27 protein-coding genes are annotated in these 26,269 nt (G+C 71.3%); 12 read left to right on the top strand and 15 right to left on the bottom strand.

Features of this window, described 5'->3' with window-relative positions:
• Window positions 1-8: 8 nt before the first annotated feature.
• Genes VT85_RS21670 through VT85_RS21660 form a run of 3 tightly spaced genes read right to left on the bottom strand, consistent with a single transcriptional unit; the run spans window position 9 to window position 2,330 of the window.
• Window positions 9-692, bottom strand: coding sequence for a metal-dependent transcriptional regulator (locus VT85_RS21670; RefSeq protein ID WP_231871423.1), 684 nt, complete (start codon window positions 690-692; stop codon window positions 9-11).
• Window positions 693-696: 4 nt separating this feature from the next.
• Window positions 697-2,019, bottom strand: coding sequence for a class I SAM-dependent rRNA methyltransferase (locus VT85_RS21665; protein WP_082858788.1), 1,323 nt, complete (start codon window positions 2,017-2,019; stop codon window positions 697-699).
• Window positions 2,016-2,330 (bottom strand): hypothetical protein, encoded by a 315-nt coding sequence (locus VT85_RS21660; protein ID WP_197490921.1) that lies wholly within the window; start codon window positions 2,328-2,330, stop codon window positions 2,016-2,018. Before VT85_RS21660 ends, VT85_RS21665 begins: the two co-directional genes overlap by 4 nt.
• A gap of 131 nt (window positions 2,331-2,461) precedes the next feature.
• Between VT85_RS21660 and VT85_RS21655 the strand changes: the two genes are divergently transcribed.
• Both VT85_RS21655 and rbsK read left to right on the top strand, forming a co-directional pair.
• Window positions 2,462-2,818: an ATP-dependent Clp protease adaptor ClpS gene (locus VT85_RS21655; RefSeq protein ID WP_082858787.1), complete on the top strand. Its 357-nt coding sequence runs from the start codon at window positions 2,462-2,464 to the stop codon at window positions 2,816-2,818.
• Between the two features lie 152 nt (window positions 2,819-2,970).
• Window positions 2,971-3,906, top strand: coding sequence for a ribokinase (rbsK, locus tag VT85_RS21650; RefSeq protein WP_068419948.1), 936 nt, complete (start codon window positions 2,971-2,973; stop codon window positions 3,904-3,906).
• 36 nt (window positions 3,907-3,942) lie between these two features.
• Here the strand turns inward: rbsK and VT85_RS21645 are convergent, their stop codons facing one another.
• Together VT85_RS21645 and VT85_RS21640 are read right to left on the bottom strand one after the other, a co-directional pair.
• The gene (locus tag VT85_RS21645; RefSeq protein WP_068419946.1) at window positions 3,943-4,752 is read right to left on the bottom strand and encodes a DUF1080 domain-containing protein; all 810 of its coding nucleotides are present in this window, start codon (window positions 4,750-4,752) and stop codon (window positions 3,943-3,945) included.
• Window positions 4,753-4,782: 30 nt separating this feature from the next.
• Entirely contained in the window at window positions 4,783-5,061 is a 279-nt protein-coding gene (locus VT85_RS21640; RefSeq protein ID WP_068419944.1) for a hypothetical protein, read from the bottom strand.
• 206 nt (window positions 5,062-5,267) lie between these two features.
• Between VT85_RS21640 and VT85_RS21635 the strand changes: the two genes are divergently transcribed.
• Complete coding sequence (locus VT85_RS21635) at window positions 5,268-6,122, top strand: hypothetical protein (RefSeq protein WP_068419942.1); 855 nt, start codon at window positions 5,268-5,270, stop codon at window positions 6,120-6,122.
• Between the two features lie 14 nt (window positions 6,123-6,136).
• The gene (gene thiO / locus VT85_RS21630) at window positions 6,137-7,285 is read left to right on the top strand and encodes a glycine oxidase ThiO (RefSeq protein ID WP_068422464.1); all 1,149 of its coding nucleotides are present in this window, start codon (window positions 6,137-6,139) and stop codon (window positions 7,283-7,285) included.
• A 7-nt stretch (window positions 7,286-7,292) separates the two neighbouring features.
• Here the strand turns inward: thiO and VT85_RS21625 are convergent, their stop codons facing one another.
• Both VT85_RS21625 and VT85_RS21620 read right to left on the bottom strand, forming a co-directional pair.
• A complete protein-coding gene (locus VT85_RS21625) occupies window positions 7,293-8,015 on the bottom strand; it encodes a 5-oxoprolinase subunit PxpA (RefSeq protein ID WP_068419939.1) in 723 nt (240 codons plus the stop codon).
• Window positions 8,002-8,652: a 5-oxoprolinase subunit B family protein gene (locus tag VT85_RS21620; RefSeq protein ID WP_197490920.1), complete on the bottom strand. Its 651-nt coding sequence runs from the start codon at window positions 8,650-8,652 to the stop codon at window positions 8,002-8,004. The genes VT85_RS21625 and VT85_RS21620 overlap by 14 nt, the downstream gene beginning before the upstream one ends.
• Window positions 8,653-8,774: 122 nt before the next feature.
• Between VT85_RS21620 and VT85_RS21615 the strand changes: the two genes are divergently transcribed.
• Complete coding sequence (locus VT85_RS21615) at window positions 8,775-10,013, top strand: hypothetical protein (protein ID WP_068419937.1); 1,239 nt, start codon at window positions 8,775-8,777, stop codon at window positions 10,011-10,013.
• Here the strand turns inward: VT85_RS21615 and VT85_RS21610 are convergent.
• The gene (locus tag VT85_RS21610; RefSeq protein ID WP_068419935.1) at window positions 9,955-11,352 is read right to left on the bottom strand and encodes a hypothetical protein; all 1,398 of its coding nucleotides are present in this window, start codon (window positions 11,350-11,352) and stop codon (window positions 9,955-9,957) included. The two genes, VT85_RS21615 and VT85_RS21610, sit on opposite strands and share 59 nt — an antisense overlap.
• Window positions 11,353-11,538: 186 nt before the next feature.
• Between VT85_RS21610 and VT85_RS21605 the strand changes: the two genes are divergently transcribed.
• Together VT85_RS21605 and VT85_RS21600 are read left to right on the top strand one after the other, a co-directional pair.
• Window positions 11,539-12,339, top strand: coding sequence for an enoyl-ACP reductase (locus tag VT85_RS21605; protein ID WP_068419933.1), 801 nt, complete (start codon window positions 11,539-11,541; stop codon window positions 12,337-12,339).
• A gap of 1 nt (window position 12,340) precedes the next feature.
• A complete protein-coding gene (locus tag VT85_RS21600; protein ID WP_156513006.1) occupies window positions 12,341-12,784 on the top strand; it encodes a (deoxy)nucleoside triphosphate pyrophosphohydrolase in 444 nt (147 codons plus the stop codon).
• A gap of 9 nt (window positions 12,785-12,793) precedes the next feature.
• Here the strand turns inward: VT85_RS21600 and VT85_RS21595 are convergent, their stop codons facing one another.
• The 6 genes from VT85_RS21595 to VT85_RS21570 are packed head-to-tail and all read right to left on the bottom strand — an operon-like array spanning window position 12,794 to window position 21,235.
• Window positions 12,794-14,185, bottom strand: a complete 1,392-nt coding sequence (locus VT85_RS21595; RefSeq protein WP_068419931.1) for an MFS transporter — start codon at window positions 14,183-14,185, stop codon at window positions 12,794-12,796.
• A complete protein-coding gene (locus VT85_RS21590) occupies window positions 14,182-15,303 on the bottom strand; it encodes a mandelate racemase/muconate lactonizing enzyme family protein (RefSeq protein WP_068419929.1) in 1,122 nt (373 codons plus the stop codon). Before VT85_RS21590 ends, VT85_RS21595 begins: the two co-directional genes overlap by 4 nt.
• Before the next feature lie 60 nt (window positions 15,304-15,363).
• Window positions 15,364-16,392 carry a succinylglutamate desuccinylase/aspartoacylase family protein gene (locus VT85_RS21585; RefSeq protein WP_068419927.1) on the bottom strand — a complete coding sequence of 343 codons (1,029 nt, stop codon included), beginning with the start codon at window positions 16,390-16,392 and terminating at the stop codon, window positions 15,364-15,366.
• 47 nt (window positions 16,393-16,439) lie between these two features.
• Entirely contained in the window at window positions 16,440-17,873 is a 1,434-nt protein-coding gene (locus VT85_RS21580; RefSeq protein WP_068419925.1) for a DUF1501 domain-containing protein, read from the bottom strand.
• 27 nt (window positions 17,874-17,900) lie between these two features.
• A complete protein-coding gene (locus VT85_RS28710) occupies window positions 17,901-18,272 on the bottom strand; it encodes a hypothetical protein (protein ID WP_197490919.1) in 372 nt (123 codons plus the stop codon).
• Between the two features lie 5 nt (window positions 18,273-18,277).
• Complete coding sequence (locus VT85_RS21570) at window positions 18,278-21,235, bottom strand: PSD1 and planctomycete cytochrome C domain-containing protein (RefSeq protein ID WP_068419922.1); 2,958 nt, start codon at window positions 21,233-21,235, stop codon at window positions 18,278-18,280.
• 237 nt (window positions 21,236-21,472) lie between these two features.
• Here VT85_RS21570 and VT85_RS21565 point away from each other — a divergent pair, with 237 nt between their 5' ends.
• The 5 genes from VT85_RS21565 to VT85_RS21545 all read left to right on the top strand — a co-directional run bounded on the left by VT85_RS21565 (window position 21,473) and on the right by VT85_RS21545 (window position 25,310).
• Window positions 21,473-22,090 carry a GntR family transcriptional regulator gene (locus tag VT85_RS21565; protein ID WP_068419919.1) on the top strand — a complete coding sequence of 206 codons (618 nt, stop codon included), beginning with the start codon at window positions 21,473-21,475 and terminating at the stop codon, window positions 22,088-22,090.
• Window positions 22,091-22,297: 207 nt separating this feature from the next.
• On the top strand, window positions 22,298-23,308 hold the full coding sequence (locus tag VT85_RS21560) for a DUF1559 domain-containing protein (protein ID WP_068419917.1): 1,011 nt from the start codon (window positions 22,298-22,300) through the stop codon (window positions 23,306-23,308).
• Window positions 23,309-23,402: 94 nt separating this feature from the next.
• A complete protein-coding gene (locus tag VT85_RS21555; protein ID WP_068419916.1) occupies window positions 23,403-23,951 on the top strand; it encodes a hypothetical protein in 549 nt (182 codons plus the stop codon).
• Window positions 23,952-24,210: 259 nt separating this feature from the next.
• Window positions 24,211-24,729, top strand: a complete 519-nt coding sequence (locus VT85_RS21550) for a helix-turn-helix domain-containing protein (RefSeq protein WP_068415941.1) — start codon at window positions 24,211-24,213, stop codon at window positions 24,727-24,729.
• 158 nt (window positions 24,730-24,887) lie between these two features.
• A complete protein-coding gene (locus VT85_RS21545; protein ID WP_197490672.1) occupies window positions 24,888-25,310 on the top strand; it encodes a transposase in 423 nt (140 codons plus the stop codon).
• Between the two features lie 7 nt (window positions 25,311-25,317).
• Here the strand turns inward: VT85_RS21545 and VT85_RS21540 are convergent, their stop codons facing one another.
• On the bottom strand, window positions 25,318-26,163 hold the full coding sequence (locus VT85_RS21540; RefSeq protein WP_068419915.1) for an IS5 family transposase: 846 nt from the start codon (window positions 26,161-26,163) through the stop codon (window positions 25,318-25,320).
• Window positions 26,164-26,269 lie beyond the last annotated feature (106 nt).

Raw genomic sequence — 26,269 nt, 5'->3', positions numbered from 1 at the left:
GCTCCGGTTCAGCGGGTTTCCACGAGGACCTTCTCCGCGGCGGCCGCGCCGAGGGCGACGTCGCGCCCGCCGATGCGACAGACGACCGCGCCGGCCTCGGCGCGGTTCTCGCGGAGGACCCCCTCGGCGTTGAGGTCGAGGCCGCATTCGGTCAGGTAGCGGAGGAAGGCCGAATCCTGGTCCATCACCCGGATCACCCGGAAGTTCGCGCCCGGGGCGCACTGGGACAGCGGGACCCCCTGGGGATTGTTCAGCGAGCCGTCGGCGGCCGGGATCGGGTCGCCGTGGGGGTCGACGGCCGGATGGCCGAGGAACTGTTCCATGCGGTCGATCAGCCGCTCGGAGACGGCGTGCTCCATGTGCTCGGCTTCCTCGTGGACCTCGTCCCAGGTCATGTCCAGGGTCTTGGCCAGGAAGAGTTCCAGCAGCCGATGGCGGCGGATGACCATCAGGGCGAGGCGGTTTCCGGACTCGGTGAGCCGGGCTCCTTCGTACGGGGCGTAGGTGGCCAGGGCCGCCTCGGAGAGGGTCTTGAGCATGCCGGTGACGGTCCCCGGCGAGACCCCCATCGCCTGCGCCAGCGCGCCGGTGGAGACGGCGACGCCGGGCGGGTTGCGATCGGCGATCAGGGCGATCGTCTTCACGTAATTTTCGACGGTCAGGCTCGCCACGGCGGTCGTCGCCTCGTTCACGATGTCAGTCGGTCGGGGAGATTGTCGAAAAGTCGGCCGACGGCGGGGAGGAGATCGGCTCGGGGAGCCGCTCGCCCATGCGGAGCCAGGCCGCCTTCAGGTAGGAGCCTTCGGGGGCGTCCAGCGCGACCGGGTGGTCGGCCGAGGCGCCGGTCATCGCCAGAAGCTGGACGCTCCGGTTGGCCTTCCGGGAGGCCGCCTTGAGGAGCCCCTGGAACTCGGCCGCGTCCAGCAGGCCGGAGCACGAGCAGGTGAGCAAAAGCCCGCCGGGCTCGACGAGGCTCATCGCCAGGACGTTGAGGTCGAAGTACTTCCGCTTCCCGGGCGCGACGTCGTCGCGATCCATGATCAGCTTGGGGGGGTCCAGGATGATCGCGCCGTACTCGCGGCCGTTGAGGCCCATCTGCCGCATGTAGCCGAAGGCGTCGGCGTGGACCACGTCGAGCCGGACGCTGTTGGCGTTGCCGTTCTCCTTGGCCAGCGCGACGGCCTTCTCGTCCAGGTCGATGCAGGTGACCTCGCGCGCCTCGCCCCGGATCAGGGCGTTGAGGCCGAAGCCGCCGGTGTAGCAGCAGGCGTCCAGGACGGTGCGGTCCTTGCAGAACTTCGCAAGCTCCCGCCGGTTGTCCCGCTGGTCGCAGAAGAAGCCGGTCTTGTGGCTCTCCGCGAAGTGGATGCGGTAGCGGACGCCGTGCTCCGTCACCGTCACCCGGGGGGGGAGCTGGGGGCTGACCACGGGGCGGCCGGCGAAGTCTTCCTGCAAGGCGACGCGCTCGTCGACGCGGACGCGGAAGTGCTTCGTCCCCAGCCGTTTGGCCAGAAGGTCGAGGATCGGCCCGATCCGCTGGTACATGCCCAGGCTGAAGACCTCGACCGAGAGCACGTCGTCGTAGCGGTCGACGATCAGGCCGGAGAGGCCGTCTCCCTCGGCGTGGATGACGCGGTAGGCGTTGGAATCGGATTCCACGCGGAGCATGTCGAGCCGGAGCTTGACCGCCTCGTCGATCCGCCGCGTCCAGAAGTCCACGCCCGGCGCCTGGGGCTCGCGTGAGAGCATCCGCAGGCTGATCTGCGAGCGGGGGTTCCAGAGCCCGTAGCCGAGCGGGTTGCCGTCTCGGTCGAGCACCTGGACGAGGTCGCCCAGCCGGGCGATGAGCGGTCCTTTCACCCCCTCGATCATCTTCCGGAAGATGAACGGATGATTGCCCGGAGACCGGATCGCGACGGTCGGCAGCGGGATCTCGGGGTCCAGGGACCGGTCCGGGATCGGCATCGGCGGCGGGGGGGGCTCGGGCCCTCGGGGGTTCCTCGGTCGAGGCTGGCTCATTCGTCGTCCCCGTCCAGGTCGTCCAGGTCGTCGGGGCCGACTTCGCCCTTGCGGAGCAGGCGGCGCAGGCGCACCAGGAGCGACGTCGCATACCGCTGCACGGAAAGCTGTTGCGTCAGGACTTCTTCATCCACGGCCGAGCGGGGGATCTCGGCCATCAGGCGGTGCGCCTGCATGAGGGCTTCCCAGCCGGCGTCCATGACGCGGGGGCCGAACGTGGGGTTTTCCCGGGCCGTCCGCATCAACTGACGGGCCTTCTTGAGGGTCGCGTGCGCCTGCTTCAATTGTCGAAGCGCCGTGCCCGGTGTCATCTCCGCCATCCTCGTCTCTCCCGTCCCGTCGAATCGATTCGCTGAGGTAATTCGGTTCCCTATTCTGGTGAGGAAACAGTATAACGAGTTCTGGGATTCGGTGTGCGAAAGCCCGTCAGGAGCCATGCCCGATGTCGGACGAGCAGGGAGCGGCCAACGCCGCCGCGGAGCCGGAAGTCGTCGTCGCCGTCGCCGAGGAGCAGGAGACGCGGACGAAGAAGCTCCCCCCGTTCAACGTGATCATCCTCAACGACGAGGAGCACACGTTCGAGTACGTCATCGAGCTGCTGATCAAGCTCTTCCGCCACCCCCTCCCCACCGCCGAGGCCCTCACCTGGGCCATCCACAACCGGGGCCGCGCCGTCGTCTACACCACCCACAAGGAGAAGGCCGAGCTCAAGCGCGAGCAGGTCGTCTCCTACGGCGCCGACCCGCGCATGAAGGAATCCCGGGGGCCCCTGGGCTGCTACATCGAACCGGCGGAGTGAGCCGAGCCGGATTTCCCTCGGTCCGCCCGTCCCCCGCGAGGGGCTGAGCCGTCCCACCTCCTTCCGCAAGGGGGCGGGGGGCGTTAAGGTCGTGGCGCGGCTGCTCCGGTTCCAGCACGCCCCGCAAATCCCCCCCCGAGGCTCGCGCGAAGATGTCCCGAATCCTCCTCTTCGGCTCGTCCAACACCGACATGACCGTCCGCGTGCCTCGACTCCCCGCGCCGGGGGAGACGGTGCTGGGGGGGGAGTTCGCCACGACGCCCGGCGGCAAGGGGGCGAATCAGGCGGTCGCGGCGCGGCGGGCGGGCGCGGAGGTCGTCTTCGTGACGGCGGTCGGCGACGACGAGCTGGGGCGGGGGGCCCTCGCGCTCTATCGTCGCGAAGGGATCGACGTGGAGCACGTCCGGGTGGTGTCGGGAGTGGCCTCGGGCGTCGCCCTGATTTATGTGGACGACCACGGCGAGAACATGATCGCCGTCGCCTCGGGGGCGAACCTGAGCCTGACGCCCGAAGACGTCGCCGCGCTGCCCGACGATCTTTTCCAGGCCGGCGACATCCTCGTGACCGGACTCGAGATCCCGTATCAGACCGCGCTGGCCGCCATGCGGCGGGGGCGGGCGGCGGGAATGACCGTGCTCCTCAACCCGGCCCCCGCGCCGACGGCCGGCGACCCGGCGATCGCCGAGCTGCTGGCGGCGGCCGACGTGGTCACGCCCAACCGGGGCGAGGCCCGGACCCTGGCCGGCGCCGGGAAGGGGGACGATCCGCTCGCCCTCGCGGAGCGGATCCGGCCCCAGGGCCCGAAGACCGTGATCGTCACGCTGGGTTCCGAGGGCTGCCTGGCGACGACCGGGCCGGAGGTTTACGAGATCCCCTCGCGCAAGGTGACGGCGGTCGACGCCGTGGGCGCGGGGGATGCGTTCAACGGCGCGCTGGCCGCCGTCCTCGCCGAGGGCCGCCCGCTGGGCGAGGCCCTCGCGTGGGCGACGGCCGCCGCCGCCCTGGCCGTCACCCGTCCCGGCGCCCAGTCCGCCCTGCCGACCCGCGAGGCGATCGACCGGTTCGTCCACGTCAAGGACCGGGGCTGAGGCGAGGGGGGCGGCGACGGCCGAGGCGAGGTTAGGTCACTTGCCGGCGAGGGGCCGGATCTCGATCTTGCGGAAGACGATCTCGGCGCCCTCCGACTGGAAGGTCAGCTTCCCCTTGGTCAGGTTCGACTTCACGCCCTTGTTGACGACCTGGCCGTTGAGGATGTTGGTGATGGAGTCGCCGTCGCAGACGACTTCGAGGGTGTTCCACTCGCCCGCCGGCTTCTCGACGTCCTTCGCCCCCCGGAAGTTGATCTCGTCCTTCCAGGCGAGGTCGCGACCCCACCAGTTGATCCGGCCGCCGTCGAACGCGCGGAGGGCGCCGCTGCCGTCCGGCTGGTAGTACCACTGGCCGTCTTCCTTCTTGACGACCTCGCTGCTGAGGCTGAGCGGCTTGATGTCCGGGCGGGCGACGACGATGAAGTCTCCGGTCCCCCCTTCGATGATCTGGCACTCCATCGACTGCATCCAGTGGCCGCCGATCGCGTCGTCGGCGCCGAAGCAGTGGAGCAGGATGCCCGAGTCGCGGGCCTTGTCGGCGCGGGGGGCGTAGGCCTTCTTCCCCCACTTCCACTCGGTGACCAGGTGGTAGTTCTCGTACTCCTCGCGGGTGACGACCCCACCCCACTCCTTGCCGGAGATCCGCAGCTCGCCGTCGACGACCGTGAAGACGCCGTCGGGGTCCTCAAGTTTGTGGTCGTGCAGGTAGGTGTAGAACCCGGTGAGGTCCTTGCCGTTGAACTGGAGCAGCGGCGCGGGATCGGCGGCGGACGCGCCCCTCGGGGCGGTCAGGGCGAACGCGATCGCAAGAGCGGTCAGGACCGGGACGGATCGAATCGCATGCATGTCGGACGACGCCTTTCTCGGGATGGTTCCTCAGCCTCGCCAGCGATGGACCTCTCCGCCGAGCTTCCGGCAAACGTCCTCGGCGCGGGCGCGGGCGGCCTCGTCAGGGCATCCCACCGCGAGGATCATGCCCCGCTTCCGCTCCATCCGCTCGGGATCGACGACCCCGATCCGATCGCCCGGAATGCCGAGCGTCATGAGGGTCTGGGTCGCGAGGTTCCCCTCGGCGGCGTTGAAAAAGTGGACGACGAGCTGGAGCGGCGTCTCCGGGCTCGGGACGTCGCCGGGGCGGATCAGCGGAGTTTCCATGATGAGGGCCGGGTGCGAGGCGTGAGGACGAAGGAGGTGGCGGCCGGGCCGCCGGGATCGCGCCTCGCCCCCAACGGCGGGACGCGCCTCGGATCAGTTTGACGGGCGTCCCCCCCCGCCGCAAGCGGGGGCCGGCCGGGCGTGGCGAAGGGCGGGGGGGGCTGCTACGATGGAACGAGGTTCGTTCCCGGAAAGGTCGCCGCTTCATGAAGGTCTCGCTCCTGGTCTGCCTCGTCCTGCTCGGCTGGGACGAACCCCGAGTCCGCCCCGAGCCGCTCGGGAAGCTCGACGCCCGCCTCATCCCCGAGGCGTCCGGGATCGTCCGAGGCCGTCGCCGCCCTGACGTCTTCTGGATCCACAACGACTCGGGCAATGCGCCGAAGCTGTTCGCGGTGCGGAAGGACGGGAGCCTCCTCCGCACGTTCGACGTCGCCGCCCCCAACCTCGATTGGGAGGACGTGGCCGTCGACGATCGGGGGCGGATCTGCATCGGCGACATCGGCGACAACAAGGGGCTGCTCCGGCTTCGGGCGATCTACATCCTCGACGAGCCCGACCTGGACGGGCCGCCCGGCGGACCCCTCAAGGTGACGGGGGCGTTTTTCGCCCGCCCGGCCGACGATCGCTTCGACTCCGAGGGATTGGTGGTCGACGGCGACCGCGCCGTCCTCGTCACCAAGCGAGTCGACGGCCGCGAGGCCGAGCTGCGCGAGGTCCCGCTCTCGCCCCCCGCGCCGCTGCTTCGTCCGGCCTCGCCCCGGAAGCTCGGCGTCCTCCCCGGCTTCGACGAGCCGGCGACCGGCGCGGACCTTTCGCCGGACGGACGACGGCTGGCGGTCTGCGGCGTAGACGTCGTCCGGGTCTACGATCGGCCCGCCCCCCCCTCGTGGGACGGCCTCCGGCTTGAGGCCGAGGTCCGGCTCAAAGGGGGCGCGCAGGTCGAGGGGATCGCCTGGGACGAGATGGACCTGATCCTCGCCAGCGAGGGGAGGGGCCTGGACCGGCTCCCCGAGAAGGACTGGAAAGCCCGGCGGCCTCGTCCGCGTAGCAAGGGCCGTTGACGAAGGGGATCGGGATGGCCGAGCGGTACGACGTGGTCGTGGCGGGAGGGGGGATCGTCGGGCTCTCGGCCGCGTACGCACTGGCGCGCGAGGGGGTCTCGGTGGCGGTCCTGGACCGCCGCGAGCCCGGTCGCGAAGCGTCGTGGGCCGGGGCGGGCCTGCTCCCGGCCCGGAGCGATCCCGATCGTCGGCCGTCGCACCCCACGCTCCAGCTCCGGGCCTGGAGCGCGTCGCTCTATCCCGAGTGGTCGGAAGCCCTCCGCGAGGAGACCGGGATCGACAACGGCTACCGTCGCACCGGCGGCGTCGACGTCGCGCGGACCGAGGCGGAGGAGCACGCCCTCCGCACGACCGCCGGCCGATGGCGCGTCGAGGGGATCGCCTATGAGCGGCTCGCGCCCGGAGACTATACGCGGGTCGAGCCCGCCCTGGACCCTTCCCTGCGCGCCGTCTACTTCCTCCCCGACCGGGCGCAGGTCCGCAATCCCTGGCACCTCCGGGCGCTGGCGGAGGCGATCGCGAAGCGCGGCGGGGTCGTGCTGCCGCGCCGGGGCGTCGAGGGCTTCACGACTCGGGGCGACCGCGTGACCGGCGTCCGCACCGGCGACGGGCCGATCGAGGCCGACCACGTGATCGTCGCCGCCGGCGCGTGGTCGGGCGGGCTGCTCGCCGACCTGGGCGTGCGCGCCCCGACGCCGCCGGTGAAGGGGCAAATCGTGCTGCTGAACGGCGGCCGTCCGCTCCTCCGGCGGATCGTCGAGCACGGCAGGCACTATCTCGTCCCTCGGGAGGACGGGCGGATCCTGATCGGGGCGACCGAGGAGGACGCCGGCTTCGACGTCCTCCCCACGGCCGACGCCTTCCACGGCCTGCTCGAAGCGGCGTGGTCGCTCTGCCCCGCGCTCCGAGACGCCGAGATCGAGGCCACCTGGGCGGGCCTCCGCCCCGGCAGCCTGGACACCCGCCCCTACATCGGACCCGCCCCCGGCTTCCGCAACCTGATCGTCGCCGCCGGCCACAAACGCGCGGGGCTCCAGCTCTCGCCCGCCACCGCCGAACTGGTGGCCGACGTCGTGCTGGGCCGGATCCCTCGGATCGACCTCTCCTACTTCCGCATCGACCGCGAGCCCGCCCCGGCGGGGGACGACGTGTTCCGGTCCTGAGCGCGAGTCAGGAGGCGGGATCGAGGAACGGCCGGACGGCGATCCCGAGGCCCGCCAGGATCCCCCGGACGCGGTCCGCGTTGGCGACGGCGGCCGGCTCGTCGCCGTGCACGCAGAGCGTCCGCACCACGCCGCCGGCCACCAGCGCCCGGACGTTCGCGGCCAGCTCGGCGGGGTCGTGCAGCACCGCCCCCGGCTCGTCCCGCGGCGCCAGCGAGCCGTCGGGCCGATAGCGACGATCCGGGAAGCCCTCGGCGATGAAGTCCAGCCCCGCGCCCCTCGCGAGCGACTCCAGGGGCGTCGCCGGCCGTCCCAGCAGCGGCAGCCCCAGGCCGACGGCCGCCGCGACGACCCCTCGGGCCGACTCGCCCCCGCGCTGGGCCTGGTTGTAGAGCGCCCCGTGCGGCTTGAGGAATCGGACCGCGACGCCGACCTCGTCCGCGAGCCGTCGCAGGTCGGCGACCTGGCCCCGGATCAGGCGGTCGACCTCGGCGGCATCGAGGTCCCGCTCGCGACGGCCGAAGCCCTCGCGGTCGGGATAGCCGGGGTGGGCGCCCACGACCACGCCCCGCGCGAGGGCCGCGGCCAGGGTGCGGCGGATCGTGTCCGGGTCGCCGGCGTGCGCCCCGCAGCAGACGCTCGCGGATGCCACCCGATCCAGCAGCGACTCGTCGTTCGGCGAGCCTTCGCCGAGATCGGCGTTCACGTCCAGGGATTCAGAGGAGTTCATCGGATCTCGCTTCGAACTCGTCGCGGTCGATGGGACGGAATCGGACGGCGTCGCCGGCCCGGATGGGGAACCGGCCGGCCTCGGCGTCGGCGACCCGCAGGGGCGTCCGGCCCAGCAGATGCCAGCCGCCGGGGGATTTGATCGGGTAGACGCCGGTCTGCCGACCCACGATCGCCACCGTTCCGGCGGCCACTTCCAGCCGGGGATCGTCGCGGCGGGAGAGCCCGCAAAGCTCGTCGGGGAGGTATCCGGCGTAGGGGAATCCGGGCAGGAAGCCGATCGCGAAGACCCGGTAGTCCCGACTCGAATGCCTCGCGACCAGCTCGTCCGGGCCCATGCCGAGCCGCGCCGCCGCCTCGCGCAGATCGGGGCCGTCGTACAGAACCGGGATCACGTGTCGCGTCGGTACGACGTCGGGGCCGTCGCCGGGCTCCTGCCCCCGGAGCGTGGCCTCCAGCGCGTCGAGGTCGCACCGATCCGGGTCGGCGAGGACGGCCGCGGAGCGATAGGCCAGCACGACTTCCACCCCCGGAAGGCTCCGTCCCCGAACGGCGTCCGCCCAGCGACGGGCCTCGTCCTCGGTTTCGAACCGGGCCAGGAAGGCCCGATCGCCCAGCGGTTCCAGGCGGGTCGTCACGATCCGCGTCGCTCCACGGCTCCGAACTTGCAGGTCGACCCTGGTCGGCCCCGATATCTCTCATCATACTGCGAGTAGCCGTCACGTCCCGCGATCGCCCCCGAAATCGGACGAGGTGCCCCATGCTTCGCGCCGTCTTGCTGGTCAGTTGCCTGGTCAACGCCCCGGCGGGGCAGGAGCCCAGGGCGGGGAAAGACTCCACGGGCAACGCCCCCGCGCCGGCCTCGGCTTCGCCGACGATCGGCGACCGAGTGGTCTTGCGCGACGGCCAGGTCGTGCTCGGCCTGGTCACGTCGAGCGCCGCGGGCCCTCGGGTGGGGTTCGACATGCTCGTCCGTCGCGACTGGGCCGAGGCCCACGTCCCCGAGCACGCCGCTCGGTGGGCGCGGAACGCCGCGACGATGAGCAAGCCGGCCCTCGCCGAGCGTCGCCGTCGGCTCGAAGCCTGGCGTGGCGAGCGTTCCAGGGCCGCCGGCGGGGAAGACCGCATCGTCGCCTGGATCGACGCCGAGCTGAAGCGGATGGACGATCCCGAGTCCCGCGACGCCCCCCTGTTCTCGGTGCGCATCCCTCGCGACGGCTGCCGATCGGCGGAAAGGGGCTCCGACTCCGGCCGGCGGATGCTCGCCCTGGGCTGGCTGTGCAGCCTGCCGGACGTCGAGGACAGGCCGATCGCCGAGGTTCGGGATGCGCTCGAAAGCCGGGGATTCGCCGTCGAGGGGGGCGAGATCCCCCCGCTCGACCGCCTGCTGCCGATCGTCGAGGAGCCCGAATCGAAGTGGCTCGCCAGACGCGCCGCGACCGAACTGGCCGTCGAGCCCGGGCGGCGGTTCATCCGCTACAACAACTTGCTCATGCCCGATCAAGGCGACGGTCGGCCCGCCGACGCCGGGATCGACCCGTCGATGCTCCTCGGCGAGATCGGCAAGCTCCTCGACCCGAACGCCGGGGCCGTCGACCCGCTCGCCCCGGCGCTGGAGCGGATCGCCGCCCAGGGCGGTTCGGGCGCGGTCGTCACGCGCCTGGAGCTTGCGCCCGATCTCAGCCGGGTCATGGTCGAGGTCGCCCTGTGGGTCCGCGGCCCCCGCGGGTGGGACAATTACGGCTCGCGCAACGTCATCGTCCGCCCGGAGGACGTCGAGCCCGCCGCCGGGGCGGATCTGGCCCGGGACCCGCAGATCCAGTCGGTCTTCAACATCGCCGAGAGCCTCGGCCTCGGCGCGGTGACCGGCGAGATGAAGGACCGAAGCCTGCGCATCGGCGCCGCCACCTCCCGGGCGCTCGCCCTCGCCCGCTCCTCCTTCACTCAGGAGATGAACTCGCTGGCGTTCCCGGTCCTGGAGACGGTCCCGAAGCCTTGACCTCGGGTTGCGAGGACTCGGGCCGCGCGAATTCGGCCGACTCCGCGTCGTCGCGACCGCGCGCGCCGGGGAAGGGCGGCGGATTCTTGAGCTTGCGTCGCTGGTCCAGGTCGTCCAGAAGGTCGTTCTTGAGGTCGCCGTGCGTGTCGAACGGCCGCCAGCGCGACTTGGGCATGACCACCTGATTCCAGACGATGTCCCCCGCCTGCCCCCCCAGGAAGACGGCCGCGAGGAGGAGCGTCGTCCACCACCGCGACGACGCCCGGCCGACGGCCGCCATCCCCTCGGCCAGCAGCAGGTGGTACGTCGGGACCAGCGAGAGGATCAGCCGGCCGTGGAAGGGATACTGGTGGATCGCCGAGGCCGCCAGGTGGAGGAGCAGGGGGGAAAGCAGCACGAACAACCCCCCGCGCCAGCGTCTCCCCAGCGAGAACGCACCGACGACCGCCAGGAGCGTCGCCAGGACGGCCGTCGCCACCATGCCGAACGGCGTCAGGACGCTCCCCGGGTTGATGAAGACGTTCGCCAGGGTTTCCAGCGTGAACCGGGCGTCGAGCCAGCTTCGAGGGGGGATCGGCAGGAAGGCGAAGTCCCACCAGGTCCAGAGGAAGTCCCCCTTGCTCACGATCGACTTCGAGACGGCGAAGCAGCCGAGGAAGCTGGCGAACCACCCCGCGCAGATCGCGACCGCCACGACCGCCCCTCTTCGCCCCCTCGTCGCATGCATCCGGGCGATCAGGTGGAATCCCACGCCCGCCAGGACGAACACCACCGGGAACGAGAACCAGGGGGCGACGACCCCCCAGGCCGCCAGCGCCGCGAGCCGCCGCCGCGACGGTCCGGTCGGGCCGGGCGGGACGGCCAGCAAGAGCGTCGCCATCGCTCCCACAAGGTCGCACGAGTACTGCTTGATCTCGGCCGAGTAGTAGATCAGGTGATCGGCCAGAGCCAGCATCCAGACCGCGATCGGCACCCCGAGCCGATCCAGGTAGCGACGCGCCAGCGGGACGGCCAGGATCACGCTCGCCAGCCCGCAGAGGAGCGGGAACAACCGCCCCGAGGCCTGGACCGGGATCGGCAGCCGCACCAACGCCCGCTCCACCGCCAGGAACCCCGGCGGCGCGAGCTGGTCCTGCTTAAGGATGTGCTGGAAGTCGAGGATCGGCACGCCGACCAGATTCTTCAGCAGCGCGTCCTCATCCATGTAGAGTTCGCGGAGGTCGGAATACTCCCAGATCCGCAGCGCCAGGCCGACGATCACGCCCAGCCGGAGGATCTTCTCCAGTCGGCCCGGGGCCCGTCGGGACGCCGGGGGGGCGCCGGCGGGGCTCGTCGGCACAACGCACTCGGACGGTTCCGTTTCCAACTCGCCCCTCGTCTCGTCGCGGCGTCGCGCGGGTAAACTGGACGTTGAAGCGTCCATCGTCGACCGGGTATTGTACTGGACTGCGCCCCGGTCGACGAATCGGGACCGCTTCGAAACTTTGGAAACGTCGAAACGCCACCGATCCGAAAGGGTTCTCCGATGGGATTGTTCTCCGGGAAGAAGGGCATGGTGCTGGGAGTCGCCAATGATTTCAGCATCGCCTGGGCCGTCACGCGCAAGCTCCTCGACGAGGGCGCGGAGGTCGGCTTCACCCACCTCCCCGGCGACAAGATGGAACGTCGCGTGCGGAAGCTCGCCGAGCCGATCGGCGCCAAGCTGATCACCCCCTGCGACGTCCAGAAGGACGAGGACATCGCCCGCGTCTTCGAGCAGGCCGGGGAGACCTACGGCTCGCTCGACTTCGTCCTGCACTCGATCGCCTTCGCCCCGCTCAACGACCTCAAGTGCTCGTTCGTCGACTCCAGCCGCGAGGGCTTCAAGACGGCCATGGAGATCAGCGCCTACAGCCTGGCCGCCGTCTCCCGTTACGCCTCCAAGGTCATGCCGAACGGCGGGTCGATCCTCACCCTGACCTACTACGGCGGCGAGAAGGTCGTCCCCGGCTACAACATGATGGGCGTCTGCAAGGCCGCGCTCGACGCCTCGGTGAAGTACCTGGCCTATGACCTGGGCCCCAAGAACATCCGGGTCAACGCCGTCTCCGCCGGCCCGGTCAAGACCCTCGCCGCCTCGGCCGTCGGCGATTTCGACGACCTCTCCGGCCTGTACGACGCCGTCTCGCCGATGCAGCGCAACATCACCCGCGACGAGGTGGGCTCCTCCGGGATGTTCCTCCTCTCCGACCTGGCCAGCGGCATCACCGGCGAGATCCTCCACGTCGACTGCGGCTACAACGTCATGGGCTCCCCCGGTCGCGCCTTCGAAAAGAGCAAAGCCTGACGTGACCGACCCGATCGCGACCCGAACGGGAACCGACGCCGACGACGGGGGGAAGCTCACCCTCGTCGGCATCGGGATCGTCCGCGGGGGAGGGCGGTTCCTGATCCGGGAACGCCCCCCCGGCACGGTCTACGCCGGATACTGGGAGTTCCCCGGCGGCAAGGTCGAGCCCGGCGAGACCCCGGAGCAGACCACCGTCCGCGAATGCCTCGAAGAGACCGGCCTGGTCGTCGTCGCGACGAGCCTTCGGGCCGTGATCGAGCACGTCTATCCCCACGGCCGCGTCCGACTCCACTTCTTCGACTGCGCCCCCGCCGACCCTTCCGCTCAGCCCGACCCCGAACACGGCTGCCGCTGGGTCCCCGCCGACGAGCTGTCCCGCTATCGCTTCCCCGAGGCGAACGAGCCCATCCTCGCGCAACTGGTCGTCGAGTTCGGCGGATGAGCCGCGCCGTCAGGCCCGATCGCGATCCTCGGCCGCGATCGGTCGGCTGGGGTCGATGAGGAGCCAGCAGACGGCGGCGATGAGGAAGGCGGCGACGTAGGTGCCGAACGCGGACTCATAGCCGGCGATCGCGGCGAGCCGCCGGTCGGCCTCGGCCAGACCGGACGGGGCGACGTGGAGCGCGGCGGCCCGTGCGGCGAGCGAACCCTCCACCAGCGTGCCCGTGAGCCAGCCGGCCAGCGCGTTGCCGAGCGTGCCGACCGTGTTCATGCAGGCGGCGGTCGTCGCCGCGTGACTCCGCCCGAGATCCTGGCAAGACGCCCAGCACGCCCCCAGGGTCAGGTCGATCGTGAAGGCGGCCAGCGAGACCAGCGTGCAGTAGACGTGGACGTTCTCGGCTCGCATGGCTCCCCACCAGCAGGCCGCGCCCACGGAGAGCGCCGAGACCCCCAGGGCCCGCCGCGCGCGGCGGCGGTCGCCCAGGAGCCGGGCCAGGCCGTTGACCGCGGGGCCTCCCAGCAGGCAGCCGGCGGCCCCCACCCAGAGCGGCGCCCCCTTGTAGATCGCGCCGATCCGGTCGTCGGCGCCGAGCCCGAACCGCTGCTCCACGTACGTGGGCAGGTAGCTGAGGTTGAACGCCCAGGCGAAGTTGACGGACAGGTACATGATGCAGAGCGCCCAGAGGGTCCGGCTCGTAACCAGGGCCTTCCAGGGGACGCCCGCGTGGGGGGCCGGGCGGGCCTCGGGCCCGGCGGCGACCGCGGCGGGTCGGTCGGGGAAGCCCAGCCGGAACGCGACGGCCCAGGCGACGCCGATGGCCCCGAAGAGCAGGAAGGCGCCGCGCCAGGTGATCCACGGGGCGGACGTCTCGCTCCCGCCGACGAGGACCGCCCAGAGCAGGGGGGTGAGACCCCCCGCAAGCCTCCCGGACATGAAGACCAGGCCCTGCGCGGTCTCCCAGCTCCGGGCCGGGAGCCGGTCGTGCAGCGCCCGGGTGATGTTCGGGTACGCGCCGGCCTCGCCGGCGCCGAACAGGAAGCGGAGGAGGATCAGCGAGCCGACCCCCCCCATCACCACGCCGCCGACCCGCAGTCCGACCAGCCCGGTCAGGGCCGTGCAGGCCGACCACCAGATGACGATCCGCGTCAGCATGACCTTCGCCCCCAGCCGGTCGCCCATGGCGCCGGCGGGGATCTCGAAGGCCGCGTAGGCGATCGCGAAGGCGGTGATGGCCCACTTGAGCTGCGAGGCGTCGGACAGCCCCAACTCGCCGGCGATCGGCCGCAGCGCCATGCTGAAGCACGCCCGGTCGAGATAGGTGATCATCGAAAGGGTGCAGACGAAAGCCAGCACCCCGTACCGCCCCCGGAGGCCGCCGGGCTCGGCCGCCGCCGCCGTCACTTCGACTCGCTGACGAGGGTGGAACGGACGAAGTCCTCGTCGATCGTCACACCCAGGCCCGGCCGGTCGGGGACCGTGATCCAGCCGTCGACCGCCTGGATCTTCTCGTGGGTGAGTTCATGCCGGAGGGGCGAATCCTCGACGCAGTCCTCGAACAGGAAGGCGTCGCGGCAGGTGGAGAGCCAGTGCAGGCTGGCGGCCACGGTCACCGGGCTGGTGTAGCAGTGGTTGCAGAGCCTCGCCCCGATCTCCTCGACCCGCTGGCGGATGTAGGCCGAGTCGGTGAACCCGTTGCGCGAGAGGTCGACCTGATAGACGTCCAGGCAGCGGCCGTCGATGTAGGGCCGGAACGACTGCCGGCCGCACTCCTCCTCGCCCGAGGCGATGGGGACCGGGGAGCGGTCGCGGAGCCAGCGGTAGCCCTCGTAGTCGTCGGGGTGGAGCGGCTCCTCCAGCCAGCCGATGCGCTGCTGCTCGAAGGCCTTGGCGCGGTCGAGGGCCGTGCGGGCGTCCCACACGCAGCCGGCGTCGACCAGCAGTTCGGCGTCGTCGCCCAGTCCCTTGCGGGCGCCGACGACGAGGTCGCGGTCGACGGCCTCGCTCTGGCCCATCGGCTCCCAGCCGAACTTCACGGCCGTGTAGCCCGCGTCGATCCAGCGCTTGCCGATGTCGGCGGTCTGCGCGCCGTCCTTGCCGAAGAGGATCGAGGCGTAGGCGCGGAACTTGTCGTGCCGCTTGCCGCCGAGCAGCCGGTGGATCGGCTCGCCGAACTTCTTCCCCTTGATGTCCCACAGGGCCATGTCGATCGCCGCCATCGCCGTGATGGTCGTGGAGCGTCGGCCGCAATACATCGTCCGGCGGTACATCGTCTGCCAGAGCCGGTCGATCTCCAGCGGGTTCTCGCCCACCAGCAGGCCGCGGAGTCCGCACGCCACGTTGTGGCTGAACGGGGCGTCGATGACGGCCTTGACCATCTCCGGGGAGGAGTCGGCCTCGCCGATCCCCTCGATCCCCTCGTCGGTCCGCACCCGCACGAGCACGGAGTCCTGGCTGCTGGCCGTCTTGGCCTCCACGTTCTTGATGCGGAGGATCTGGCAGACGATCTCGGTGATCTTCATGAATGGTTCCGTTTGGACCTTCGGGTCGGGATCGGGATCAGGGGAGAGGAGGCGTCGGGTTCAGGAGACGAGGCGGGCGACCACCACGATGTGCTGGCCCCGGGGGATCGGCGCGGCCCAGGCCTGGGCGAGCACCACCCCGTCCACGCCGGCGACCGCCGGCCAGGGCTCCATGTCGATGTGGTCGAAGTCGTGGAGCAGGCCCACCGTCTGGCCCCGTTTCACGGCGGTCCCGCATTCGACCACGGGCTCGTAGTGGCCGTCGAACGGGGCGACGGTGAAGCATTCGCGGTCCACCATCTCCAGCACGCGCTGGGTGCCGTCGCGGTGGTGGTCGATCGGCTCGATCTCGCCCCGGAGCTGGCCTTGCAGGATCGCCGCGGCCAGGACCCCCTGCTTGCCGTAGCGGACCCCGTCGACGTTCACGGCGCGGCCCCAGCCCAGCTCTGTGCCGACGGTGATCTTGCCGAGCCGCTCGGCCTCGCTCGGCAGCAGCCCCGGCGTCTGGTTCTGGTACACCATCAGGCAGGGCGTCCCGAACCAGCGGGCGGTCTGTTCGATCTCGTGGGCGAGCTTCGGGTCGTCGACCCGGTGGTAGTTGGCGCAGAGGGCGAAGCGGGCGACGTCGCCGCCGGCGTGGAGGTCGATCACGGTATGCACGCGGGGCCAGATCCAGGCGCGGACGAAGGCGGCGATCCGGTGCGTGATCCCCGCCAGGGCCGGGGTCGTCCCGGCCCCCTCGACGAACGCCCGGTTCAGGTTCACGCCGTCGTCGGGCCGGCTCTCGCGCGTCCCCGACCGGAAGGCCGAGGGGTTGAGGACCGGGATGAAGATGATCCGCCCCCGCACGTCCTCCGTGCGGATGGTCCGCATCAGGTGCTTGAGGGCGACCGGCCCCTCGTACTCGTTGCCGTGGTTCGACCCGAACGCGACCAGCCCGCGGCCCTCGGCCGCCTCCGGGCCGACCCAGACGGTCAGGGGGATGAGGTGGTCCCCCCAGATGCTGTCATGCTCCAGCGCGACCCAGTAGTCGCGGCGGCCGGGGGAGTCCAGGTCCAGCTTGTCGGGTCGGGCGACGACGCGCGTCATGGTCGGGGGGTCTTCCTTTCGAGTCGAGAGGGTCGGGCCGGGTCGGTTCAGGCGAGGATCGGACGGACGACCTTGCCGTGCACGTCGGTGAGGCGGAAGTCGCGGCCGGCGTAGCGGTAGGTCAGGCGCTCGTGGTCGAAGCCGAGGAGGTGGAGGATCGTGGCGTGGAGATCGTGGACGCTCACCGGGTCCTCGACCGCCTTGAAGCCGAACTCGTCGGTCGCGCCGTGGACCGTCCCCCCCTTGACGCCGCCGCCGGCCATCCAGACGGTGAAGCCGTAGTGGTTGTGGTCGCGGCCGAGCGAGGACTTGCCGCTGCCGTCTAACTCCACGGTCGGCGTGCGGCCGAACTCGCCCCCCCAGATCACCAGGGTGTCGTCGAGCATCCCCAGCCGCTTCAAATCGGTCAAGAGGGCGGCGATCGGACCGTCGACTTCGCCGGCCAGCTTGCGATGATTGACCGCCAGGTTGGAGTGGTCGTCCCAGGACTGGCCCGCGCCGTGCCAGAGCTGCACGTAGCGGACGCCCCGCTCCAGCAGGCGGCGGGCGATGAGGGTCTGGCGGCCGTGGACCGAGTCGCCGTACATCTCGCGGACGGGCTGCGGCTCGCGGTTCACGTCGAAGGCGTCGGCCGCCTCCATCTGCATTCGGAAGGCGGTCTCGAACGACTGGATGCGGGCGTCGAGCCGGGCGTCCGGCCGTTCGCGGCGGTGGTCCGAGGCCAGCCGTCGCAGCAGGTCGAGCTGCCGGCGCTGGGCCTCGCGCGAGGCGTGCGGGCTGCGGATGTTCTCGATCAGCTTGTCCACGTCGGCGAACTGGGGATCGACGAACGTCCCCTGGTAGGCACCTGGCAGGAATGCCGAGGCCCAGTTCTCGGCGTCCTTCACCGGATAGCCGCTCGGGCACATGGCGACGAAGCCGGGGAGGTTCTGGTTCTCCGTCCCCAGGCCGTAGAGCACCCACGCGCCGACGCTCGGCCGGGGGAGGACCGAGTCCCCGCAGTTCATGAGCATCAGCGACGGCTCATGATTCGGCACCTGCGCGACCATCGAGCGGATCACGGCGATGTCGTCGACGTGCTCGGCCGTGCGGGCGAACAGCTCGGAGACCTCCAGGCCGCTCTCGCCGTACCGGCGGAACTTGAACGGCGAGGCGAACGCCGCGCCGGTCTTGCGCTCGGTGGTCAGGTCGAGCGGGATCGGCTTGCCGTCGTAACGGTCCAGGGCCGGCTTGGGGTCGAACGTGTCGACGTGGCTGGGGCCGCCGTTGAGGAAGAAGTGGACGACGCGCTTCGCCTTGCCGGGGAAGTGCGGCGCCCTCGGGGCCAGGTCCCCCGCGTCGGCCCCGGCGGCCGACGGGCCGGCCAGGACGTCGCGGGCGCCCAGCAGGTCGACGAGGCCCAGCGCGCCGAGGCCCAGCGCCGAGGTCCGGAGCATTTCGCGGCGGCCGATCGACGGTCGGAACAGGGCGTCGTCTCGCATGTCGGGGCTCCTGTCATCGGGTCGCGATCAGTCGACGAACATGAATTCATTGGACATCAGGAGGACCTGGGCGAACTGCTCCCACGGCCCCAGCACCTCCGCCGACGGGCCCTGGAAGTCGCGCGAAGCGTCCCAGAGGCCCCCGTTCGGCGCGGGGCCGGAGTCGATCCGGGTCGCGCGGATCTTCGGCGCCCAGAGGTGCTGGTCGCTGTTGAGGGCGTCGCGCACGTCGACCACGAAGTCGATCGCGTCGCCGGGCTCGACCTCGATCGCGTCGGCGTGGAAGTCGACCTTGGCGGCGTGGACGACGGCCGACTTGAGGACCCCGAGCCGGCTTGAGGCCAGCCAGCCCCGCACCCCGTCGCCGACCGCCGGGACGTGCTCCAGCGTCGATTCCACGGCGACTACGCCGCGGATCGGCGAGACCCAGCGCCGGACGATCGAGCGGGCCGGATCGTCCCCGGGGTGGCCCCCCCGGCCGTGATCCGCGCCCAGCCGAGGACCGGGTCGGGCCATTGCGGGCCGCCCCCCCATCCCTGGCCGTCGAAGTGGGGCATCGGGCGGAAGTCCTTCGACGGTCCCGACGCCGGATCGACCGTGACGCAGCCGTAGGACCAGGCCAGGCTCTCGGCGGGGGGCGCGGGAGGGGGCGCCGCCGCCGCGTCGGCCAGGAACTCTCGCGCGGCCGACGCCTCGTCCGCCGTCGGATCGCGCTGGAGGACGGCCTGGAAGACGGCGCGGGTGGAGGCGTCGTCGTCCCCCGGGGAAAGCCGGGCGGCCAGGGCGCGCGCCCTCGCGGCCGGGAACGGGTGGTTCATGGCGAAGAGCGCCTGCTGCGGGACCGTCGTCTCGCTCCGCGACGGGATGTGCAGGTCCGGGTTGGCGAAATCGAAGACCCGGAACACGCCCGGGAGGAACTGGCGATCGACCACCCCGTAGAGCGTGCGCCGGCGGTTCTCGGCGCCGCCGAAGAGGGGCGTCCCCCGGCCGCCGATCCGGGCGTCCAGCTCCCCGGTCGCGGCCAGGGCCGAGTCGCGGGCCTCCTCGAAGGTCAGGCGGTGGGGGTTGGTCCTCCAGAGGAGGCGGTTCTCCGGGTCCGCGAGCTTCGCCTTCTCGTCGTCCGGTCCGCCGCCGTTCGACCTTTGACGGTAGGTCGAGGACAGGAGGATCAGGCGGTGGATCGTCTTGGTGCTCCAGCCTCCGTCGACCAGCCGACGCGCCAGCCAGTCGAGCAGCTCGGGGTGGCTAGGCGGCTCCGATCGAATCCCGAAGTCGCTGGGCGTGCGGACCAGGCCCGCGCCGAAGTGCTGGGCCCAGATCCGATTCACCCAGACGCGGGCCGTCAACGGGTTCTCGGGGTCGATGATGGCGCGGGCCAGTTCCAGACGGCCGCTCCCGTTCGCGAACGCCGGGGCGTCCGGCCCGGCGACCACCTGGAGGAACCGGCGGGGGGCGAGATCGCCGGGGTTGGCCGCGTTCCCTCGCCGGAAGACGCGGGGTTCGCGGATCTCGGCCCGGTCGGTGAGGGCCGAAGCGTAGGGGGGCGCGACGGGCGACTGCATCAGCCAGCGGTCCACCTCGCCCTGGAGCTGCCACAGCTTGACATCCTGATTGTTGTCCAGGAACGCCTCGATGGTCACGATCGGCTCGTCGGGGATCCAGCACGGAGACCGGTCGGGCTCGTAAAGGACCTTCCTCAGGGCCTCGGCGTCGGGATCGGCGAGGGCGGTCGCGGCGGGGTCGGCCTTGCGGAGTTCGGCCCACTCGCGCTCGACCTCGGCGAAGAGCCGTCCGTAGCGTTCCACGGCCTCGGCCATCGCGGCCGGCGGCGAGGCGAACGCGGACGCGACGCGGGCGTTGACGGGCGCCGCGCCCGACCCGTCCGGCTCGGCGAGCACGCCCGCGGCCCTGGCCGCGAACTCGGCCTCGGGGATGGCGGCCAGCCGGCGCCAGGGGCGGAAGATCGGGTCGTCGGCCTCGGCCGCCGCCGCCAGATAAGCCTGCCAGCGGCGGGCCGAAGCGGGGACGAGGTCGTCGGCGTAGAGGATGACGTCGAAGCCGTCGGCGGGGACTTTCGACAGGTCGAGCTGGGCCGTCAGGTAGTCGGCGACCCGCGAGCGGATCCGCCGCGAGGCCTCCTCCCGCGCCGACGCCACGCCCGATTCCAGCGCGTCCCGGCGCTTCTTCAACTCGGCTTCGAAGGCCGCGCGCTCGGCCTCGCTCCCCGAGGGCTCGGCCAGCGGGACGAGGCGCTCGGTGCAGTTCATGAAGACGCCGTAGAGCGCGTAGTAGTCGGCCGTGGGGATCGGGTCGAACTTGTGGTCGTGGCACCGCGAGCAGGCGACGGTCAGGCCCATCGTGCCTCGGGTGACCACGTCGATCCGGTCGTCGATGATGTCGTGCGTCACGCCCAGGAATCGCCGGCCGAGCGTCACGAACCCCAGCGCCGCCAGCGCGGAGGGGTCGTCGGGCTCGGCCTGGTCGGCCGCGATCTGGTCGAGCAGGAAGCGGTCGTACGGCAGGTCGTCGTTGAACGCCTTCACGACCCAGTCTCGGTAGGCCGGGGCGTGGACGAAAAACCGCTCCTCGCGACCGTAGACGTAGCCCTTGGTGTCGGCGTAGCGGGCGACGTCGAGCCAGTGGCGGGCCCACTGCTCGCCGTACCGCTTCGAGGCCAGGAGGCGGTCGACGAGCTTCTCATAGGCCGTCGGGTCGGGGTCGGCGACGAACGCGGCGACCTCCTCGGGCGACGGCGGCAGGCCGGTCAGGTCGTACGAGAGGCGGCGGATCAAGGTGCGGCGGTCGGCCTCGGGCGAAGGCGACAGCCCCGCCTCCGCGTGCTTTTCCGCCACGAACGCGTCGACCGGGGTGCGGACCCACGAGGCGTCGCCGGCGTCGGGCGGCTCGGGCCGAGCCATCGGGCGGAACGCCCAGTGCCGCGCCCACGCCTCCTTGCGGGTCTCGACGGCCGGCGCGCCGTCGGCGGGCCAGGCGGCCCCCGAGGCGACCCAGCGCTCCAGCGCGGCCGCCTGTTTGGGCGAGAGCGGGGCGTCCGGGGGCATTTCCAGGCCGTCCTCCCGCTTCACCGCCTGGACCAGCAGGCTCTCCTCGGGCTTGCCCGGGACGACGGCCGGGCCGGAATCGCCCCCTTCCAAAAGCGGCGCCCGCGCGTCCACCCGCAGGCCCCCCTTCTGCTTCTCAGGCCCGTGGCAGGACAGGCACTTCTCCACGAGCAGCGGGCGGATCTCCCTCTCGAAGGCCTCGACGTCGGCGGCCGACTGGGCCCGCGCCGGCGCGCAAGCCAGGCAGATGGCCAGGGCGAAAGCCGTCCCGATCGGTTGGACGAGGCGAAGATGGGACATGGGGTCCTCCCGTGGTTGAAGCCTCCGGAGGCCGGCGTCGGCCCGACACGTCGCCGGATTGTAGACAATCTTAGAAATCCTGTCTACAAAATCCGGGAACGGTCGATGATTACATTGTAGACAATGTCACGGTGATGGTCTACATTCCAGGAATCGCGGCCGGCGGCGGCCCGCGGCCGGTCGATTCGTCGCCGGGCCTCTTGCACGACCGGCGCACCCCATCGCGAGCCCCGAACCATGACGGCCGAAGCCGAGGACCATCCGGAATCCATGGTCAGTCGGACGCTGCGGGAAGAGATCCTGACCGGCCGGCTCGAGGCGGGGTCGCGGCTCACCGAAGCCGGGCTCTCCAGCCGGTTCGGCGTCGGCCGCGGGCTGGTGCGCGAGGCCGTCCAGAAGCTCTCCTCGCAGGGGCTGGTCATCAGCCGACCCAACCGCGGCGCGGTAGTCGCCCCCGAGGCCCCGCGCGAGATCCGCAACCTGATCATCCCCATCCGCCGCACGGTCGAGGTCTACGCGCTCCGCCTCGTCTTCGACGAGCTGACCGAAGCCGATTTCGCCGCCTGGAACGTGATCCTCGCCCGCATGCTCGACGCCTGCGCCCGGCGCGACTACCACGCCATCGCCGAGGCCGACCTCGCGTTCCACCGCCGCCTCCTGGAGCGGGCCGGCCAGCCCGATCTGATCGTGATCTGGGAGACCCTCGTCGGTCGCATCCGCTCCCACTTCCGCAAGACCCAGAAGCTCAGCGCCGACGCGATGGAGATCTACGAGGAGCACCGGGCCCTCGCCGAATCGTTCCGGGGCCGGGACCTGGCCGCGGCCGTCCGCCTGCTCAAGGAGAAGATCACCTGACGCGGGGGCGCCGCCTCGCCTCGTCCGTCCCGCGACCATGATCCTGCCCCGCCGGCGCGTCGGGCCCCTCACCGCCAACCGATCAGCCCCGCGCGGCCCTCCGCGCGGGGACGGTCGCCGTACGGCCTTCGCGCCGACGGCGGCCGGGACCTCGACCCTTCGTCGCCTCGCTTCCCCCGTCATCCCTCCCTCCTCAAGGAGTCCGTCATGCCCGGAAGAGAGACCGAACCGCGCCGCGGCTTCACGCTGATCGAACTGCTGGTGGTCATCGCGATCATCGCCGTCCTCATCGCCCTCTTGCTGCCGGCCGTGCAGTCGGCCCGCGAGGCCGCCCGCCGCGCCCAGTGCGTCAACAACATGAAGCAGATCGGCCTGGCGATGCACAACTACCACGACACCGTCGGCAGCTTTCCGCCGGGCTCGCTGGTGAACGCCGTCACCTGGACCGGCTCGTGGTGGGCCTGGTCGGCGCTGATCCTCCCCCAGCTTGAGCAGGGGAACCTGCACAACGCCATCAATTTCTCGCTCGGCAGCGGCGCGAACGCCAGCCTGGAGCACACGACCGTCTACCGGACGATCATCGCGGCGTACCTCTGCCCGTCCGACGACTCGAACCGGCTGTTCGACGACCGCAAGTGGACGAACATCAACGATCTGGGCACGTCGTACCTCGCCGCGCCCTTGAACTACATCGTCAGCTGGGGCGATCAGAAGACGGGCAACCCCCTCTTCGACATCTATTCGACGCAGGCCGACGGCACCTACTGGGGGTGCAACAACACCTTCTCCGGCATGTTCGGCGACTGCAGCTCGGGGGCCGTCACCACCCTGGCCGGATGCACCGACGGCAGCAGCAACACCCTGCTCGCCGGCGAGAACTCGCCGAACTACAACGGCCAGCTCATGTGGACCAACGGCCACGGGGCCTACGGCGGGACCATCATCCCCCTGAACTGGAAGACCAACCTGAAGGACGGCCAGGTCGACCCGACCGACGGCACGGTCTGCAGCACGGCCTACATCACGTCGGTCGTCGCGACCCACTGCTTCCGCAACCAGGTCTACAACTTCGCCTTCAAGAGCAAGCACCCCGGCGGCGCCAACTTCACCTTCGCCGACGGCTCCGTCCGCTTCCTCAAGCAGTCGATCAACCCGAGGACATACGCGGCCGCCAGCACCCGGAACCGCGGCGAGATCATCTCGGCCGACGCCTTCTGACCATCGATCGGACTGCTCGGCCCGCCCCGCCGACCCCCGGCGGGCGGGCCGCCGGACTCGACCCCACCCACGAAAACGAACGGAGCCCGACATCATGCGCATCCAGAGCCTCGCGGCCGTCGCGATCCTGCTGGCGACGACCGGCTGCGGCCCCGGCAACGGCCTGAGCCTGGCCCGGGTCAGCGGCAAGGTCACCTATAAGGGCGAGCCGGTGACGTTCGGCACGATCCTCTTCGAGCCCGAGAAGTCGGACGCGCCGCCGGCCGCCGGGTCGATCGGCAAGGACGGGAGCTTCGTCCTCTCCACCGAGGACCCGGGCGACGGGGCCGTCGTCGGGACGCACCGGGTCGCGATCATCGGCCTGGAGGAGCTCGCCGAGGCCGACCAAGCGGCGATGCCCGACCCGGAGAAGTCGCCCCAGGAGTACATGATGGCCAAAACCAAGGCCGGGACCACACCCGTCCGCTCCAAAAAGGCGGACGACTCGACCTACACCGACAAGTCCGGCAAGGTCTTCCGGATCACGGTCCCCACCAGGCTGAACCAGACCTCCACCTCGGACCTCAAGGTCGACGTCTCCTCGGGGTCCAACCGCGTCGAGATCGCCATCGACGAGGACGGCAAGGTTCAGGTCAAGTCCTGATCGTCCCCGCGCCGACCCGGCCCGCCCCTTCGCGCCGCCTCACGGATCAGGCGCGATCGGGGCGGCCGTCGCCCCGTCGGCACCTCGGAGTAGGCCCTCGTCGGCCGCATCCGCCCCCACTTCCGCAAGACCCAGAAGCTTAGCGCCGGCGCGACGAAAATCGATGAGGAGCATCGCGCCCTCGTCGAAGCGTTCCGGGGCCGGGACCTAGTGGAGAGTCACGACTGATCCCGTGCGAGACGGCCGTCGTAGAAGGGGTATGAAACCACCCCTCTTCGTCCGCCCGCTCTCCCCCGAGGAGTCCCGGACCCTTCGGGCCGGCCTCCGCTCGCCCTCGGCCTTCACCCTGCGGCGCTGCCAGATCCTCCTGGCCGGCGCCGAGGGCCTCAAGCCCTCCGCGATCCGCGCCCGGCTCGGCTGCGCCACCCAGACCGTCCGCGACGCCATCCGCGCCTTCGCCGCCGAGGGGCTCGCCTGCCTCCGCGAGAAGTCCCACCGCCCCCGATCGGCCCGGCCCGCCCTCGACGCCGCGGCCGGCGAGCGGCTCCGCGCCCTGCTGCACCGCAGCCCCCGCGAGTTCGACAAGCCGACCTCGCTCTGGACGCTCCACCTGGCCGCCGAGGCGGCGTTCGCCGAGGGCCTCACCCCGCGCGTGATGAGCGGCGAGTCGATCCGCCGGGCGCTGAAGCGGCTGGGGGTGGGCTGGAAGCGGGCCAAGACCTGGATCACCAGCCCCGACCCGGCGTACCTGAGAAAAAAGGGGCGCGCGACCGGCTGATCCGCCTGGCCGAGGCCCATCCGGGCTGGACCCTCGGCTTCCAGGACGAGGTCTGGTGGAGCCGGCTGGCCCGGCCCGGCCTGCACGCCTGGGCCGGCGGCGAGCCGCTGCGGCTGCACGAGCCGGCCGCCGACGCCGCCGACGGCGACCCCAAGGCGTTGGCCTGCTACGGGCTGCTGCGCGGCGACTCCGGCGGGATGCTGCTGCGGTTCGTGCAGGGGCGCCCGGTCAGCCAGGTGACCGAGGACTTCCTCGCCTGGGCGTGCGACCGGCTGGCCGCCGAGGGCAAGCGGGCGTTGCTGCTGGTCTGGGACAACGCCGCCTGGCACGTCAGCCGCCGGGTGCGGGCCTGGATCAAGGCCCACAACCGGCTGGCGAAGGCCCGAGGCGGAGTGCGGATCGTGGCGTGCCACCTGCCGGTGAAGGCGCCGTGGCTCAACGCGATCGAACCGAAGTGGGTCCACGGCAAGAGAGCCGTCGTCGAGCCGGGGAGGAGACTGACGGCGGCCGAGGTCGAGGAGCGGGTCTGCGGCTACTACGGCTGCGAACACATCGGTCGCCTCACACAGCAACTCCAGTGATCCTGCACTAGGTTCTGTCTGACGGCTCGATGAGCCGAAAGCAACGGCGGATCATGGCCAGCTTGACCATGGCCAGGAAGTTGACCGCCAGCTTCTCGAACCGCGTCGCCAGCCGCCGGTTCTCCTTCATCCAGAGGATGCACCTCTCGACGATGTTGCGGCGGCGGTAGGCCTCGGCGTCGAACGTCGGGCTTCGCCGCTGGTCCTTGCGGGTCGGGATCACCGCCTTGATCCCTCGCCGTCGCAGGTAGCGGCGGATGCGTCTGTAGCTATACCCCTTGTCGCCGGCCAGGCGGCGGGGCCGGCGTCGCGGCCGGCCCCGGCCGGGCCGCTTGATCCGCACCGCCTCGAGCGCCGGCTCCAGGGACCTCGACTCGTGGGCCTGGCCCGCGGTGACGACGGCCGACAGCGGGACGCCGCCGGAGTCGACGACCAGGTGCAGCTTCGTCCCGAAGCCGCCGCGCGAGCGGCCGAGGGCGTGGTCGGCCGGCTCGGCCGTCCCCCTTTTCCCCCCGGCCCCGGCGGCCGCGCGGCCGGCCCGGATGGACGTCCCGTCGATGCACCAGAGGTCGAAGTCGATCCGCCCCGAGGCGTCCAGCTCGAGATGCAGCCGCTCCAGGATGCGGTCGATCGTGCCGTCGCGGGCCCAGCGGTTGAATCGGTCGTAGACGCTCTTCCACTTTCCGTATCGCTCCGGCAGCTCCCGCCACTGGGCGCCCGTATGGAGGATCCAGAGGACGCCGTCGAGCGTCGTGCGGTGGTCGTTCCACCGCCCGCCCGGCCTCCCGACCGGAGGGAGCAGGTCGGCGATCAGGGCGAACTCCTCGTCCTTCAGCTCGTAGCGTCGCGTCATCGCGGCCTCCTCGGGGAAGCCGCTATCGTAACGCCTTGCGAGCCGTCAGACAGAACCTAGGCTCGGCCGTCCGGCCCCTCAAGGCAGAGATCACCCGACGCGGCGT

Origin of the sequence: Planctomyces sp. SH-PL62 (genome assembly GCF_001610895.1) — a bacterium.
In the GTDB taxonomy this organism is placed as follows: domain Bacteria; phylum Planctomycetota; class Planctomycetia; order Isosphaerales; family Isosphaeraceae; genus Paludisphaera.
The sequence above is the reverse complement of the archived record's forward strand: the minus strand, read 5'-3'. Positions and strand labels throughout refer to the sequence as shown.